At 35.9% G+C, this 13,987-nt stretch carries 19 protein-coding genes and 6 pseudogenes; 14 read left to right on the top strand and 11 right to left on the bottom strand.

All coding sequences use genetic code 11. From position 1 onward, the window contains the following. Positions 1-4: 4 nt before the first annotated feature. The 8 genes and pseudogenes from JCM21714_RS20220 to JCM21714_RS18725 form a co-directional block, all read right to left on the bottom strand. Positions 5-169 carry a hypothetical protein gene (locus JCM21714_RS20220; protein WP_158413532.1) on the bottom strand — a complete coding sequence of 55 codons (165 nt, stop codon included), beginning with the start codon at positions 167-169 and terminating at the stop codon, positions 5-7. Continuing rightward, positions 154-756, bottom strand: a complete 603-nt coding sequence (locus JCM21714_RS14545) for a MerR family transcriptional regulator (RefSeq protein ID WP_052000763.1) — start codon at positions 754-756, stop codon at positions 154-156. Before JCM21714_RS14545 ends, JCM21714_RS20220 begins: the two co-directional genes overlap by 16 nt. Positions 757-977: 221 nt before the next feature. Then, complete coding sequence (locus tag JCM21714_RS22100) at positions 978-1,484, bottom strand: sensor histidine kinase (protein WP_235182920.1); 507 nt, start codon at positions 1,482-1,484, stop codon at positions 978-980. Continuing rightward, positions 1,418-2,107 (bottom strand): histidine kinase dimerization/phospho-acceptor domain-containing protein, encoded by a 690-nt coding sequence (locus JCM21714_RS22095; protein WP_235182919.1) that lies wholly within the window; start codon positions 2,105-2,107, stop codon positions 1,418-1,420. Before JCM21714_RS22095 ends, JCM21714_RS22100 begins: the two co-directional genes overlap by 67 nt. Next, a pseudogene (locus tag JCM21714_RS14535) lies at positions 2,097-2,777 on the bottom strand (response regulator transcription factor). The gene JCM21714_RS22095 and the pseudogene JCM21714_RS14535 overlap by 11 nt, the downstream one beginning before the upstream one ends. A gap of 15 nt (positions 2,778-2,792) precedes the next feature. After that, complete coding sequence (locus tag JCM21714_RS22090; protein WP_235182918.1) at positions 2,793-3,002, bottom strand: VanZ family protein; 210 nt, start codon at positions 3,000-3,002, stop codon at positions 2,793-2,795. A 26-nt stretch (positions 3,003-3,028) separates the two neighbouring features. Continuing rightward, on the bottom strand, positions 3,029-3,358 hold the full coding sequence (locus JCM21714_RS22085; protein WP_235182917.1) for a hypothetical protein: 330 nt from the start codon (positions 3,356-3,358) through the stop codon (positions 3,029-3,031). Positions 3,359-3,711: 353 nt separating this feature from the next. Next, complete coding sequence (locus JCM21714_RS18725) at positions 3,712-4,032, bottom strand: YolD-like family protein (protein ID WP_052000762.1); 321 nt, start codon at positions 4,030-4,032, stop codon at positions 3,712-3,714. A 351-nt stretch (positions 4,033-4,383) separates the two neighbouring features. Here JCM21714_RS18725 and JCM21714_RS22080 point away from each other — a divergent pair, with 351 nt between their 5' ends. The 11 genes and pseudogenes from JCM21714_RS22080 (at position 4,384) to JCM21714_RS22065 (ending at position 9,940) form a co-directional block, all read left to right on the top strand. Then, positions 4,384-5,769 carry an HNH endonuclease gene (locus JCM21714_RS22080; protein ID WP_084040855.1) on the top strand — a complete coding sequence of 462 codons (1,386 nt, stop codon included), beginning with the start codon at positions 4,384-4,386 and terminating at the stop codon, positions 5,767-5,769. 24 nt (positions 5,770-5,793) lie between these two features. After that, a complete protein-coding gene (locus JCM21714_RS23190) occupies positions 5,794-5,940 on the top strand; it encodes an SMI1/KNR4 family protein (protein ID WP_268748364.1) in 147 nt (48 codons plus the stop codon). Between the two features lie 32 nt (positions 5,941-5,972). Further along, complete coding sequence (locus tag JCM21714_RS14515; protein WP_268748363.1) at positions 5,973-6,326, top strand: SMI1/KNR4 family protein; 354 nt, start codon at positions 5,973-5,975, stop codon at positions 6,324-6,326. 152 nt (positions 6,327-6,478) lie between these two features. Beyond that, a pseudogene (locus JCM21714_RS14510) lies at positions 6,479-6,748 on the top strand (hypothetical protein); the annotation flags it as partial. Continuing rightward, positions 6,712-7,026 (top strand): AHH domain-containing protein, encoded by a 315-nt coding sequence (locus tag JCM21714_RS14505; RefSeq protein WP_235182916.1) that lies wholly within the window; start codon positions 6,712-6,714, stop codon positions 7,024-7,026. The pseudogene JCM21714_RS14510 and the gene JCM21714_RS14505, both read left to right, overlap by 37 nt. Before the next feature lie 35 nt (positions 7,027-7,061). After that, positions 7,062-7,517, top strand: a complete 456-nt coding sequence (locus JCM21714_RS14500) for a DUF4274 domain-containing protein (protein WP_035725424.1) — start codon at positions 7,062-7,064, stop codon at positions 7,515-7,517. 233 nt (positions 7,518-7,750) lie between these two features. After that, on the top strand, positions 7,751-8,548 hold the full coding sequence (locus JCM21714_RS18715) for an HNH endonuclease (protein WP_052000759.1): 798 nt from the start codon (positions 7,751-7,753) through the stop codon (positions 8,546-8,548). A gap of 5 nt (positions 8,549-8,553) precedes the next feature. Next, entirely contained in the window at positions 8,554-9,039 is a 486-nt protein-coding gene (locus JCM21714_RS14490; protein WP_035725421.1) for a DUF6985 domain-containing protein, read from the top strand. Between the two features lie 443 nt (positions 9,040-9,482). Continuing rightward, positions 9,483-9,593: pseudogene (locus JCM21714_RS22075) on the top strand (T6SS immunity protein Tdi1 domain-containing protein); the annotation flags it as partial. Between the two features lie 27 nt (positions 9,594-9,620). Further along, positions 9,621-9,809: a hypothetical protein gene (locus JCM21714_RS22070; RefSeq protein WP_235182915.1), complete on the top strand. Its 189-nt coding sequence runs from the start codon at positions 9,621-9,623 to the stop codon at positions 9,807-9,809. A 14-nt stretch (positions 9,810-9,823) separates the two neighbouring features. After that, on the top strand, positions 9,824-9,940 hold the full coding sequence (locus JCM21714_RS22065; protein WP_235182914.1) for a T6SS immunity protein Tdi1 domain-containing protein: 117 nt from the start codon (positions 9,824-9,826) through the stop codon (positions 9,938-9,940). Between the two features lie 14 nt (positions 9,941-9,954). On the opposite strand, the gene JCM21714_RS22060 is transcribed toward JCM21714_RS22065, so the two are convergent. Continuing rightward, a complete protein-coding gene (locus tag JCM21714_RS22060) occupies positions 9,955-10,119 on the bottom strand; it encodes a hypothetical protein (protein WP_235182913.1) in 165 nt (54 codons plus the stop codon). Positions 10,120-10,231: 112 nt separating this feature from the next. Here JCM21714_RS22060 and JCM21714_RS14480 point away from each other — a divergent pair, with 112 nt between their 5' ends. The 3 genes and pseudogenes from JCM21714_RS14480 (at position 10,232) to JCM21714_RS14470 (ending at position 11,824) form a co-directional block, all read left to right on the top strand. Next, positions 10,232-10,930 (top strand): hypothetical protein, encoded by a 699-nt coding sequence (locus tag JCM21714_RS14480; protein WP_235182912.1) that lies wholly within the window; start codon positions 10,232-10,234, stop codon positions 10,928-10,930. Positions 10,931-10,937: 7 nt separating this feature from the next. Then, positions 10,938-11,378: pseudogene (locus JCM21714_RS14475) on the top strand (T7SS effector LXG polymorphic toxin); the annotation flags it as partial. Then, positions 11,378-11,824, top strand: a pseudogene (locus JCM21714_RS14470) (SMI1/KNR4 family protein). The pseudogenes JCM21714_RS14475 and JCM21714_RS14470, both read left to right, overlap by 1 nt. A gap of 39 nt (positions 11,825-11,863) precedes the next feature. Here the strand turns inward: JCM21714_RS14470 and JCM21714_RS19495 are convergent. Both JCM21714_RS19495 and JCM21714_RS14455 read right to left on the bottom strand, forming a co-directional pair. Beyond that, a pseudogene (locus JCM21714_RS19495) lies at positions 11,864-13,346 on the bottom strand (transposase). A gap of 66 nt (positions 13,347-13,412) precedes the next feature. After that, positions 13,413-13,712 carry a hypothetical protein gene (locus JCM21714_RS14455; RefSeq protein WP_084040849.1) on the bottom strand — a complete coding sequence of 100 codons (300 nt, stop codon included), beginning with the start codon at positions 13,710-13,712 and terminating at the stop codon, positions 13,413-13,415. Positions 13,713-13,987: the final 275 nt, after the last annotated feature.

Genomic DNA, 13,987 nt, shown 5'->3' with positions numbered 1-13,987 from the left:
TCTTTCAATCTCCATATACTTTTTCTTTTAAATCCCGAACTTCTTCTTCTAAGCTTTCCCATTCGTAATAGTCTGACAAAGCATCCTTTTCATTACCATCTACTGTGGGGAAGGCTTCTTTGACTGTGTCTGCTTTATATTTCATTTGAAATTCTAATAGTTCTTCCACAACTTCCTGCAAGCGCTCTTTCGGTTCTTGATTCCATAACTTCTTTTGTTGATACATCTTTTGTATTTTAATGGCATATACGTGTCGTGCCATAACGGAATCATATGTTTTGGAATTCGGTGGTGAGAACTATTGTTAATATATTCAAATCCCTGTTTTACATATTTATTTAATGTTACAGTTGAAACTTCAAGCTGCTCTGCCGCCTCTGATGGTTTCAATAGATAGGATTGATGATAGTCAAAAGTAATCTCTCGTCCACCAATCTGATAATACCATTGTTCAAAATCAACCTTTAACTTGCCAAATTCATAATTATCGGTGTAGGGGTGGTCGATCTTAACCAATTGCTCCAACCATTTTAGTAAGGCTGTCCGGTTTTCTTCCGATGTAATAAATATTTCATTAAAATGAAGCTGCTGCATGTTCACATATACGCTTTTAATTCGGTCACTAAACACACTCATGAACATCATAACAAGCTGACTAAGAATATAGCTGGTTTCTTTTTCTATCTTTGGCTTGTTCTGCTCTTTATAGGCCTGAGCAATGTCTTTTCCAGTCTCTTCATAAACAGCTAAACTCATAATAAACACACCTCCACACCTCCATTATAGCTTGTTCATTAGCAATACGTCAATTTTATTAAGTTAATGAAATTAATGGTTCGCTAATTATTCTGTCCATTTTTCTTTGTTTTAAACTACAAATTACTGCCCCGAACCGATCATAGTCTATGAATTTCTTACTGTTATTTGTATGCAAGAAGAACTATAGATATGTATTTGTATAGGAGTCAGATCCCTAATTATGAATTATGTCGATGAACTGGTTTTAAAAGAGTTATCATAAAAACCGTTCTCCCTGGTATACTCATAGCATCAATTTTACCACCATGAAGTTCAATGATGCTTTTGGAGATGGTTAATCCTAAGCCTGAACCGCCTGTGAAATGGGAACGTGACTTTTCCACACGGTAAAATCGTTCAAATATATGTGGAAGCTCTAAAGGAGGAATAGCTTGTCGACCGTAGTTGATGATTTCAATCTCGATTGTTTTTTCTGTTTCGTGTAGCTTTACATCTAGATATTTACCATCATTGCCATAGCGAATCGCATTTTGAATGAGGTTTTCGAATACCCTCGCCAGCTTTCCACCCTCTCCAACAACAATGGGGGGGTTTGCTACAAAAGAAAACAAGCGGAATTCCATGTCTGCTTCTTCTAACTGGACTCTTGATTGAACAGCTAATTGATTAAGCATTTCTTCAATATGAATCGATTCCTCTTGAAGTTTAATCTGCTGATTTTGCATATACGTATATTCAAAATATCATTGATTAACGTATTCAAGCTTGAGGCCTTATCGTGAATGACTTGAACAAAATTACGAAGCTCCACTTCATCTCGATACTGATCATCGTTAATTAATTCCAGGTAACCAATGATAGAGGTAAGTGGTGAGCGTAGATCATGAGCTACATTTGTAACAAGATCATTTTTTAATTGCTCTGCCTGTTTCACCTCATCGATTGCTATCTGGGAATTAGTAATGATTCTTTTAATCCCTTCAGCAAGTTCTTTGAATTCAGATTGAATGAACAAATCAGTAGACAGTTGTTCTTCACTATCTAACCGTTGAATATCTTCTGTTATTTTAGTTATCATAAAAGTAAGATATCGTTTTCGCTCGTATTGATAAAAGAGTAACAGGTATAAAATGGAAGTAATGATATAAAAAGTGACTAAAATTAATACTCTAAAATAGGATAATATAAATAATAAACTCTCAAAAAACCTTGAGTTTTCCTCTAAATACCATAAACCTGGCATGAGAACAATTCCTGTCAGACCTGCTAAAATAAAAGAACAGAGAACATACATAGAAATCTTCCATTTTGGCAGAAAGCTCAATAAATTCATCACATTATTTTTCAATTTTATACCCAACTCCCCAGACGGTTTGAATGACCTTCTCACCTGGCATTGCCATTTCAAGTTTATCCCTAAGGCTGCTAATATGGACCATCACGGTTTGATTTGATCCTTCTCCAGGCTCATTCCACACCCTCTCAAAAATCTCCTCCGATGAGTACACACGTCCTCGATGCTTAGCGAGTAGATATAAAATCTCAAATTCTCGTGCCGTAAGCTTAATCACATGTCCATCTGCAGTAACGGTATGACTCTGCCGATCTATGTCTAATAATCCAACATGAATTACATTCTCACTTTTTTCATTTTGCTTATAATTAGACCTACGAAGCAATGCTTTTACTCTTGCGGTTTACTCCAAAGGATTAAATGGTTTAATCATATAATCATCTGCACCTGTCATTAAGCCAATGATTTCCATATCCGCAACCTTTGCACTAACCATTAAAATAGGCAACTGACTATCTTCACGTACTCTTTTGCAAAACTCAAGCCCATCCATATTTGGCATCATTATATCTAAAATAATGAGATCTGGAGTGGTGTGCTGCAAGAGTTGGTAAGCCGCCATCCCATCTATGGCTTTATCAGTTATATAACCTTCATTTTTCAAATAAAACTCTATTAAATCAGCAATTTGTTGATCGTCATCTACGATTAAGACTTTAGTCATCTGTATTTGACCCCCTTATTTTAGCTGGAGCTGAAATCTCTGAAGAAGATTTCTTAATAGGCTTAGCTTAAACAATTTCTTTACAATTAAGAAACCAAAAACAGCACCAGCTGTATTTGCTAATATGTCATTAATATCAGTACTTCTCCCGCTTCCTAACGTCTCTCGAATAATTAGCTGCACTAATTCAATGGAGAGACTGAAACAAAACGCTAGTGTTGCCATCTGTTTTACAGAAGCTACAGCTTTGTTTAGAAATGGGATATACAGCCCAAAGGGATAAACATAATGATATTTAATAAAAACGACTCAACATCAATGGTTAAAATAGGAATGAAGTTGATCGTATTATACCACGGTGTTTGATTGGCAAACTGGCCAATATTCACATCAATTGGAAAAAATACGAGGTGAATAACACAAAGTAAGTATATCCCAAACGAGATAAGAATAACAAATTGAGCTAAGCTTATGTTGCCGTTTTGCCTCTTTGCCCAAATGATCAACCAAACCATTCCTAATAGTAAAACCGGAACTAACACATACCATGACTCTATTGTAAAAATAATGGACTCTTCCAACAAAATCCCTCCTGAATAACATTTTATTTAGACAAGATTCAGTATAGGCGTTAATTCTAAAGTTTTTATAAAGAATTACTAAAAGGTTCCTATAATATGGGTCATACCCCCCCTCAAAAATACAATTGTTTACGTATAGAGGACGGTGTGCGGATTCAAAAAATATCATAAAAAAAGTAGCCCCTTGGACCAAGGACTACTTGAACAATTTCCTTATAGCTTTACCTGCAATTTTCCCCCGAAGCACGTCTTCCAATCCTCTTTCCAACTCTTCCTTTTCTGACAGAATTAACATCATTCCAAATTCTTAATATTTTATAGATATTTGCTTTTAAACTCATATGAAAAGCCTCCTATAGAGTATTTACACCTATTATTTCCCCAATGTTAATGAACAGTATATCATCACTTGTAACTATTGTTATTTTACCATTCTTCGGAGTCTTAATACTACCTGTTACTTGATGTATACGTTTATTTTTATGGTACTTTATAGTTACAGGCAGAGAGTTCTCCAATGCTTCATTTAATGTTGTTTCCATTTCCTCTAATTGATCAACGGATAAAATGGGCTTTTCCATATCCTTTTCCATTTCATCAAGGCTTCTCAATATCTCTACGTGTTCGGGAAGCATTAGGGCAGTCCATTTCTTATTCCCTCTATCGTTAACCAAACGGATCACCTCTTTATTAAGGAGTATACAAGAGTTAATCAGTTTAATCAAGAACATTCGTTCGATAAAATAAATTGAATTTTATAGTTGGTGAAATAACTGATTCTGACTCTCTCCCATAAAATGAGATTATTATCCTATACAAGCGAAAACCTTTTATATGTTAAAATATGTAATGGATGATATTTCCTTTAAAAAAGTGGGGGGGTGTGAGATGTCGAATCAGAGAGTGGATATGGAGGAAGTAAGTGCTTTTTATCAAGAAATGAGTCGTGATACAGCTTCTGTAACAGCAGCACTTCAAGTAAATTGAATGCCTATTCCCATGGTTTCAGTAGGGATAAGGAACAGATGGAAAACTCCTTACACGAAATTAAAGTATTAATGGAGAAAGTGACCAAGCATTCCGTCAAAAAAGAGGTGGCCCATAGCTTTCAAGCGCAATTACCTTTTATTATGTCTTTGGTAGCGAAAGCAAAAGAACAGTCTTCTTTTAACCGAATGCTGCTGACGAAAGAAGCAAGAGAAAGACAATCTCTTTTAGCGTTAAGGAATACTCGAGAAAGCAGACAGACCGTTGGATTGCGGCAATTTGAAAGGACATCGGTTGCAGGAAGGCTATTAGATGCACGTATCCAGCACTTTTTCAAAGCTCGCCTTCATCAACATCTTTTTCAGGCTAACCGATGGTGGCAGCAGACGTTTACCCATCAGGTAGACGTAACCAAACGTTATCTCTATAAGGCTGGTTTATCCTACCAAGACCATATTGCCAATGTAAAAACATCGGCTAGCGAATTTTTAAATGGAGCTTTCGTAAAGCCTGCCACCAAGTCATGGGACAGTTTTACGGTCATCGGTGATTCGGTCGCAGATTCCTTTCAAGAACGAAATGAAAAGAAGCTTGATTCCTTCTATGATTTTGCGAATTATCTCACAGTAGGGATTCCAGATGCAGTGGTAGGTGTGGGAAAAGGGTTAGATGAGCGTTATCAAACATTGAAAAATGATCCATCTCACCCTCATTTTCTGAACTATGCTACGATGGGGGGGACAAGTGAAATGGCCGTAAATGCAGTAAACCCGGAGGAAGCCTATTCACCAGAACATTGGCTGAATAGCCTGGGAACAGCAAGTGTCCTTTTTACCGGAGGAATAAGTGCAACCTCAAGCCATATGGTAACGAAATCTACTCTTTCCAGTCCGAAACCGTCTGTCACTGTCCCGAAAGTGCAAGAGCCATGGACAGCTAATGCTGCGCTAGAATGGTTGAAGGATCCCCCCCTTCCAAACGTCTACGTTGTACATGATTCCCTTGGTGGTAATCATTATGTGTTTTCGAAGCGTCTTGGTGGTGGAGAAGGGGGAAGTAGTAAGAGTACGGACAATGTTTTGGATGGAGTTAGAATAATAAATAAGAAATATGCAAGAGAAGTTTATAAACTTAGTGATGATTTAGGTAAAAAATATCCTAAAGGTGTCAAATTTTCAAAAGAAGGCTTTCCTGACTTTAGTCCATATTCAAAAGCAAATATAGAAATAGAGGGATTAATCGGTGATCACTATTTTGATTTTAAAAAAGCAAATGAGGCAATTGGTCTCAAAAATATTCCATCAGGATACACGTGGCATCACGTTGAAGATGGAAAAACAATGATGTTGGTTCCAAGTGATATTCATGGAGCCGTAAGGCATACTGGTGGTGCTTCTCTGATAAATAAAGGTATTAGACCTTAAAAGAAATTGTGGAGGTGTTTTATAATGAATATAGCTTCAAATGAAGGATTCAATAAAGAGGACTTAATTAAATTCTCTGAGAAAATTGGTTATGAGTTACCAAACGATTACATTGAATTTTTACGACACCATAATGGTGGCTATGTAAAAATAACATTAGTAGTTATTTAAAGAATGGAATACAAAAGTTTATTTTAACATATATGTTTGGATTAGGAGCAGGTGATGATTTATTAAGCCAATTTGACATATATAAAAAGAGAATTCCTAATACTTGCATTCCAATTGGAAGAGATGCAGGGGGGAATTTGGTATGTTTAAATTTATCAAAAGATAGATATGGATTTGTTTACTTTTGGGATCATGAAGAAGAACTTAACTATGAAGAAGGGAAAATAACTATTGATGATTTATATTTGATTGCAGAAACATTTAATGGATTTTTAAGTTCTATTGAGAGAGATGACCTAAAGGCATCAAAAGAAGGATACAATGTGAAAAAAGTATGGGTTGACCCAGATTTTTTAAAAGAGTTAGAAAATAACTCAGATAAATAAAGTGAAAAATACTTAATAAACGGTTATCTTTCGAGATAATCGTTCTTTTTAGATGTTATCTAATTTTACATATGGTAATTTAGTGATAAATAATGGGGACAATGTGAGTAATATTACTTATGCAATTCATCACTCATGATAGTTTTGCCATATACGAATTTATTAAAGGTTCAGAGTTTAATATTAATCGTTTTATGGATCCCTATGCAGTAAAAGATTTTCGATTGAGAGTTAATGAGTTTGAGTTTTATCCCGATATAGAAATCTATGATGAATTTGAGGATAACAAATTAATTTTTTTTGAAGGCAGTGAATCTGCTTTAATATCAATAAAATTGAATGAAAGTGGAGTGGATATCAAGCACAACATATTATTCCATCTGAAATGGCAAATAATCCTGTTATTCAAAAGGTTGGAATGAATTTTGATGACTCAACGAATAGAGTTTTTCTAAGAGTGCCTGATAATGATATAAGTCCTATGTCTAGGCACAGGGGGTACCATTCTGTTTATAATGAAGTAGTTGAAAGAGCATTGAACAAAATGGATATTAATCAAAGCGTTGGTAATTTGCAAAGGCAAGTATACGATTTACAAAGTAAACTAAGGAAATTACAAGAGAAAGGTTTACCTTTGTACCCAAGTCAAGGTGCAACAGTTGAACTTTGGGAAAGGAAACTTAAACAGTTTGGTAAATAATTATATGTTGAAATAAGGTAAGGAGGTAAGTATTTATGGATGAAAAAGATATTATTTTCATTGAACAGCTACTTTATAATACAGATAAAGGCTATGTAGTAACCCAGTTAAAGAATATAGACAACCCTTTATTACTTCATTACTTTGCTGCCAATTATAATTGGAATAGCGGATTTGATGTACCAACAGTTATTTTAGAAAATGAAGCTTGTGATTTAGGAACAGGTTTATTAATGTTTCATTATGCAGATGGTTATCGTTTGTTAGAGAATTCAGAGGAATTTTCAAGTTCTTCATTAGAGGAATGGAAAAATTTTTTAAGAAAGATTTATAGTAAACTACTTAGCCTAGACTTTAAATCACAAGATATCTCCTTTGACCCTGAATTAACAAAAATTCAAAAGTATAAGTTAAAAAAGAATAATCCAGAAGTTCCTGACGTTCTAATTAATAAGTCACCAGGCAAAGAGATTGATATACCTAAGATATAATGTGTTGTATTTGAAACCTTGATTGGTAAATTGCCTTTCAAGGTTTATTTTTTGAGGGGGCTACTTAGTGCCGAATGAACCGCTAGTTATTAATAGAAAATAGATATTCTTTGTAAGTGGTATTAGTTGTTTTTTATTTAGAGCTTTTAAGATTACAACATAGGGTATAGGTAATGGTACTAGAACTATGCTACGATGGGAACAAGTGAAATGGCGTAAATGCGGTAAACTCGGTGGAAGCCTATTCACCAGAACATTGGCTGAATAGCCTGGGGGGGATAGCAAGTGTCCTTTTTACCAGAGGAGTAAGTGCAACCTCAAGCCATATGGTAACGAAATCTACCATATCCAGTCCGAAACCGTCTGTCACTGTCCCGAAAGTGCAAGATCCATGGACAGCTAATGCTGCGTTAGATTGGTTGAAGGATCCCCTTCCAAACGTCTACGTTGTAAATGATTCCCTTGGTGGTAGTCATTATGTGTTTTCGAAGCGTGGTGGTGGAGAAGGGAGAAGTACTAAGGGTACGGGTAATAATAGGCAGATAGACTTTACAAGAGGATTTGACGTAGAGCCTAAATATAGCTCTTATGAACAAAGAGTAAAAACTACACCTGTTAATAAAGGTGAATGGAAGAACGATCGAGCAGAATCGTTATTTATCTCAGATAAGACCGGTGAAACAAAAAAATATCTTGATGAAGCAGGGGGGGTTGATGGAGTTGAGTATAAAAACGGAATGCCAGACTTTTCTCCATTTTCCAAAGATGAAATTAAATTAGAAAATATGACTAATGATAGAAAATTAAACTTTTCAACTGCTGATGAAGAAATGGCTAAAAAGTGGAGTACACCAGAACAAAAATGGACAGCAGAAGATATAGCTGATTGGCGAGAAGATAATAAATATACTTGGCATGAACTTAACGACTTGGAAACGATACAATTGGTGCCAAGTAAAATCAATAGTGTTTTTAGACATATGGGTGGAGTTGGGGGGGAATATAATATAAAGGTTAAGTTAGGAGAGTAATTAGGATGGCAATGATTAATGATGATTTATTTGGAAAGCTTGAATATAAAAACAATTTTTGGAGAGGAAAAACAACTATAAGGATGTTTGATTTGGATGAAGAAATACTTTTAAGTGTAGATGCACATGAAAAAGCTGATTTTTCAAATGTGCAGAGAGAAGCATTTATTAACTTTATACAAGATATGAAAAACATAATAAATGAGGCTGAAAAGCAAGTTTACGATTACTATAATGAGAACTATGAAGAGTATAGAGAGATGTTAGGTAATGAATCAGAAGCAGATAAGTTTGCACCAAAGATTGATTCTATTTCAGATTTAAAGAGAATAGTGAAACCGGTTGAATTAATTGTAAGAAGAGTAAGAAAGAATGGGAAAAGAAGATTAGGTTTACTTTGTGATGTCTCCTGGGATATTGATAATGGATTGGGAATAAAAATTGAAGATGAAATGGTAGAAGAAGTAGGTTATCAAGATATTGTATTATAACTTACAAAATATTATTAATGTTAAAATTGACATTGAATGGATATAAGTTCATTCAAGGTTATTTCTCATAATTAATAGATGAAAGAAGATAAAAAAGACTGTATGAAATTTATAATTCATGATAGTTGTACCATCAAGGTATTATGTTTTAATACTTGTTTTGTAAAAATAATACGTTAATTAGGCGAGATGACATTTTGCATGGCAGTGGTAGTTATGACATGGAATAGCTTATAAATTAACAAGAATGACAAAACTCGTGGCGTGTCTAAGCTTTAAAGGTTTTTTACTTATTAAGTTTATCCTATCCCTTAGCCTTTTTACCATATCATTGACTGAATAGCCGTGGAACAGTAAGTGTTCTGTTTACTAGAGATTAAGTACAACCTCAAATCACCTGGTAACGAAATCTACCATCTAAGGATAAACTTCCTGAAGAATTAATAGAAACATGGAAAAAATATGGTTTTGGTACTTTCGTAAATGACTTTTTAAAAGTTATTAATCCAGACGATTATTTAGATATTTTAGAGAGAAGTTATCTAAGGTATGAGCAGGCCATTCCTATTTTTACAACCGCAATGGGTGATATTATAGTATGGGAAAAAGATAAGTATGTAAATTTATTAAACTTTAGGAAAAGATATGTTAATGTTGTTTCATCCGGATTTGAATTCTTTTTTGATGACTTAAAAGATAATGATTTTATGAACGATGAATTAATGTGGCAGCCTTATTCTGACGCGATTAAAAAATACAGTGCCCCCTAACTATGAGGAGTGTTTTGGATACACCCCCTCTATTAGGTTTAGGTGGCGCAGAAAAAGTTGAGAATCTAAAGAAAGTAAAATTGAAGGAACATATTCTTATTATTACTGAATTTATGGTATCAGTTCAGTAATGTTAAATACTATGTTAACTATAAGCACTTGATTGTCTAATAGAATAGGCAATAGGTGCTTTTTTTATGAGAAATTCATGACGTGGAGCAGATAATACATATGTAACTATTTCAAGTAGAAGCTGCAGATGTGGCAAAAATGTATTTTCAAGAATTACACCAGATATTGCTTCAAGCATTTACAGTTGTATATGAACAATTAGATACTAACATAGCTAGGCATCTTCAAGAATTTACTAATGATCTAGATGATAGTAGTCAGGCTATAAATAAATTTTTTCAAGCTAACCGATGATGGCAACAGACATACACCCATCAGGTAGACGTAACCAAATGTTATCTATTAAGGCTGGTCTCTCCTATCAAGACCATATTGCCAATGTAAAAACGACTGGTAGCGAGTTTTTAGATGGAGCGATCATACAGCCTGCCACAAAGTCATGGGATAGTTTCAAGGTAATCGGTGAGTCTGCAGTAGATTCTGTTGTCGATTCCTCTCAAGACAGAAATGATAAGAAGTTCGACTCAGGCTATGACTTTGTAAATTATCTAACCCTTGGTTTACCAGATGGAGTGGTTGGTATAGGGGGGGAAAGCTTTGATCAACGTTACCAAACATTCAAGCATGATACTACTACCGCTAGTTTCTTGAATTATGCTACGATGGGTCCAAGTGAAATGGTTGTCAATGCGGTTGCTCCTGAGGAAGCTTGGTCACCAGAGCATTGGCTGAATAGTCTAGGATCAGCAAGTGTCCTAGCTACTGGGGGATTAGGTTCAACCTCAAGCCACCTGGTAAAGAAATCTACTCTTTCCAGTCCGAAACCGCCTGCCATCATCCCGAAAGTGCAGAAGCCATGGACAGTTAATGCTGCGCTAAATTGGTTGAATGATTTCATTCCCAAGGTCTATGTTGTGCATGATTCGCTTGGTGGTAATCATTATGTGTTTTCGTGGCGTGGTAGTGGTGGAAAAGGGGGGAAATACTAAGGGTACGGGTTACAAGATAGATTCTGATACAATAAAAAAATATATTAGAGAAATAGAAGGGCGAACTGGCAGAGAGTTACCTATAAACCAAATAGAGAAGTTGAAGGAAGCCTTAAGAAATAAAGAATATAAAAAAATGTCACTAATAGAAACAGCTAAGCATAGGGCAGAATTTGATAAAGTGAAAAATAAAGTAATTAAAGAGTGGGAAGAAAATACTGGGCAAAAGTGGCCTGCGTATAATGAAAATGTTATTTCAGAAAAAACAGGTAAAATAATTAGGAAACAAGGAGATAAGTATGATGCTCATCATATAATTGAAAATACTTTTGGCGGAGAATATGAATGGTGGAATATGCACCCTGCAAAATTCCCAAATGAGCATCAAGCTGGTATTCATGGAGCAGGTTCACCAGCAAATACACTATTTAAAGGAGATAAAAAATAATGAGCAATGAATTTATTAAGACAAACCAAGAAAATAGTTTTTATCCAGTGACTGAAAACGAAATAAAAGAGGTTGAGAAGGAACTCGATTTAAAATTTCCTAAGGAGTTAGTTAATTTTTATATAGAGGTGGGCTACGGATTTATTAAAGGTTCAGAGTTTAATATTAATCGTATTATGGACCATATTCAGTAAGGGATTTTCGATTAAGAGTTAATGATTTTGAGTTTTATCCCGACATAGAAATCTATGATGAATTTGAGAATAACAAACTAATATTTTTTGAAGGCAGTGAATCAGCTTTAATGTCAATAGAATTGAATGAAAATAATAGAAGTGCAGTTTACTATTATGATATTCAAATTGCGACTTCTCTTGAAGAATTTTTAAGAAAGATAGAAGAAAATGATAAAATATTACTTGGAGTTACTAACTGACGGTGTTTGACAAGTTAGTTGTCATTTTTAATCCCAATTTTGTATAGCGTTAAGAAGTTTTTTTATTCTCCTCGGATTTCTTTTCTGATCGTTCTGGATTAAGCCAAACTTCCTCTTCAAGAGTCCAATCCCTTGTTTCCCTTGACCATCTTTCTGGATGCCGTGCTTTTGCTTGTTCGTATACGCGCTTCCTGTGCGCGAGGATCTCGCTTGCGGATCCATCATCCTTTGGTTCGGCGTTAGGAAATTAGCCACTGTGTCGGTGATCCTTGTTGTACCAATGCACAAATGCCAATACCCATTCTCTTGCCTCTGTCAGTTCGGAGAACCCTTTTGCTGGGTAGTCTGGGCGATATTTACATGTTCGAAAAATCGATTCTGCATAGGGATTATCATTACTCACTCTAGGTCTGCTTCTATATGGAGTGATCCCTAGCTGGTACAGCGTTTCTAATATCGATGCGCCTTTCATCGGACTGCCATTATCGGAGTGCAGCACGAGCGGCTGAAGATGCGCGATGATCTTTCTGTTATATAAATCTAGGATAAGATATAGGTAAAAGTATATTCCTTTTGCTGATCCAGGTAGCCAGGTAATATCCCACATCCACAATTGGTTGGACCGGTTGCACGATGCGTTGATATAGGCTACACATTCGGCTTCTTACTTCTTCCACGGTGATGCTGCATATCGTTCTCTTTCAGCACACGATATACGGTCGATTCAGATGCTAAATAAACGCCTTCATCCGCAAGTCTCGGCACGATTTGACTAGGCGGTAAACTTTTTTGTAGGCTGGTTGATTGACCGTTTGCACAATGGTTTCTCTTTCTTCTTCACTCAGCTTGTTTTTAGGCGTAGGACGCTCCGCATGGGGGGGACGTTGATCATCTGCAGGTGTTCGATTGCTTCTCCAACGTTGTATTGTAAGTCTGCTGATACCCAGCTCCTCACATGCCTTTTCTTCTCGCGCACCATTCGTAACAGCTTCTTTAATCAGCTCTATTGCTTGACCGCGATCGGAGGCACTGATCATTCGTCCTCGTTGTCCCCCCCAGATCGCGTTGGCTTTTTTTCTTAAAACAAGTAAGGCTGCTGTTTCTGCAAGCGCTGCTTCCTTTCTGCGAAGCTCTTGGTTCAGTTTTTTGAGTTCACGATCTTTTTCACGTACACTTTTTTGAAAGGCACTTGCTTGTTGTGCGATGCCACCATTCGCTTGCATACAGGCATCACGCCAAGCTTCTACCTGCTCGACATAAAGCCCTTTCTTACGGCAATAGTCAGCTAGTTCAATTTCACTCAAAGGAAAGGTCTCCATTACGACAGAAAACTTATCCTGAGTGCTCCAACGTTCTGAATCCTGCTCTCCACTAGGTAAGGGAATGCCATTTGCCTTTGCTTTCTTTTTCCAATTATATAACGTTCCTTCGGAGAGACCCGTTTCCCTTGCGATAGTGCTAACCAATTCACTATGCGGAGGCATCATTCTCGTAATGATCGATTGTTTAAATGTTTTGCTATATTTAGTCATAGTAAGTTTCCTTTCCATTTCTTCTTACACTCACTATACGATCTATGGAACCTTATGACAACCATGCTAACACAGGGGGGGGTGATGCAATAAGGCCAACGTAACATTTTTCTTTTGCAGTTCCTTATGCACCTTTTCCCAATCAACTGGTAAGTAACCTTTCTCAATAGCCTGTTTCTCCGGGAAGAGAAATGCCAATAGCCATGAATTGATCATGGTGTCGCTCAAACTTTCTAAACCAAGTTTCTTGGCGCGTTTAATGACCTCAGAAACTGTATTCCTGGAGTGACCAGTGCTAGAACTGATGGTTCTTTGACTGACCCCCCCATCAAAATACAGCTCGAAAATCTTACGACAATTAACCATAAAAAAAACTCCTGTATAATAGTGTCATGCTTGTTTGCATGCCATTTAATTATACAAGAGGTTATTCTATTTATAGTGCTGGCTCTCCATTCCGCAGAATGTGGCTCATTTTTCCGCATTAACTGGCTCAAAACTCCGCATAAGTGGCTCAATTCATCCGCAATAATCACATTACAAGAGTAAAAATAAACATATTTATTTAGTCATATAAATTAACAGTGTTAGAAAAAGATTGAGAGCGTAAAATATCTTGTGTAAATGAATAAATAGAAAAA

The sequence above is a fragment of the Gracilibacillus boraciitolerans JCM 21714 genome (genome assembly GCF_000521485.1).
Classification (GTDB): Bacteria; Bacillota; Bacilli; order Bacillales; family Amphibacillaceae; genus Gracilibacillus; species Gracilibacillus boraciitolerans.
The sequence above is the reverse complement of the archived record's forward strand: the minus strand, read 5'-3'. Positions and strand labels throughout refer to the sequence as shown.

Coding starts and splice junctions, on each gene's coding strand:
- JCM21714_RS14480 (WP_235182912.1), top strand. CDS start 10,232: ATGATGGCAACAGACATACACCCATCAGGTAGACGTAACCAAATGTTA.
- JCM21714_RS22070 (WP_235182915.1), top strand. CDS start 9,621: ATGGGTGATATTATAGTATGGGAAAAAGATAAGTATGTAAATTTATTA.
- JCM21714_RS14490 (WP_035725421.1), top strand. CDS start 8,554: ATGGCAATGATTAATGATGATTTATTTGGAAAGCTTGAATATAAAAAC.
- JCM21714_RS14515 (WP_268748363.1), top strand. CDS start 5,973: ATGTTTGGATTAGGAGCAGGTGATGATTTATTAAGCCAATTTGACATA.
- JCM21714_RS14545 (WP_052000763.1), bottom strand. CDS start 756: ATGAGTTTAGCTGTTTATGAAGAGACTGGAAAAGACATTGCTCAGGCC.
- JCM21714_RS22100 (WP_235182920.1), bottom strand. CDS start 1,484: ATGCAAAATCAGCAGATTAAACTTCAAGAGGAATCGATTCATATTGAA.
- JCM21714_RS14500 (WP_035725424.1), top strand. CDS start 7,062: ATGGATGAAAAAGATATTATTTTCATTGAACAGCTACTTTATAATACA.
- JCM21714_RS22060 (WP_235182913.1), bottom strand. CDS start 10,119: ATGCTTGAAGCAATATCTGGTGTAATTCTTGAAAATACATTTTTGCCA.
- JCM21714_RS14455 (WP_084040849.1), bottom strand. CDS start 13,712: ATGGTTAATTGTCGTAAGATTTTCGAGCTGTATTTTGATGGGGGGGTC.
- JCM21714_RS23190 (WP_268748364.1), top strand. CDS start 5,794: ATGAATATAGCTTCAAATGAAGGATTCAATAAAGAGGACTTAATTAAA.
- JCM21714_RS22090 (WP_235182918.1), bottom strand. CDS start 3,002: ATGGCAACACTAGCGTTTTGTTTCAGTCTCTCCATTGAATTAGTGCAG.
- JCM21714_RS22080 (WP_084040855.1), top strand. CDS start 4,384: ATGGAAAACTCCTTACACGAAATTAAAGTATTAATGGAGAAAGTGACC.
- JCM21714_RS14505 (WP_235182916.1), top strand. CDS start 6,712: ATGGCAAATAATCCTGTTATTCAAAAGGTTGGAATGAATTTTGATGAC.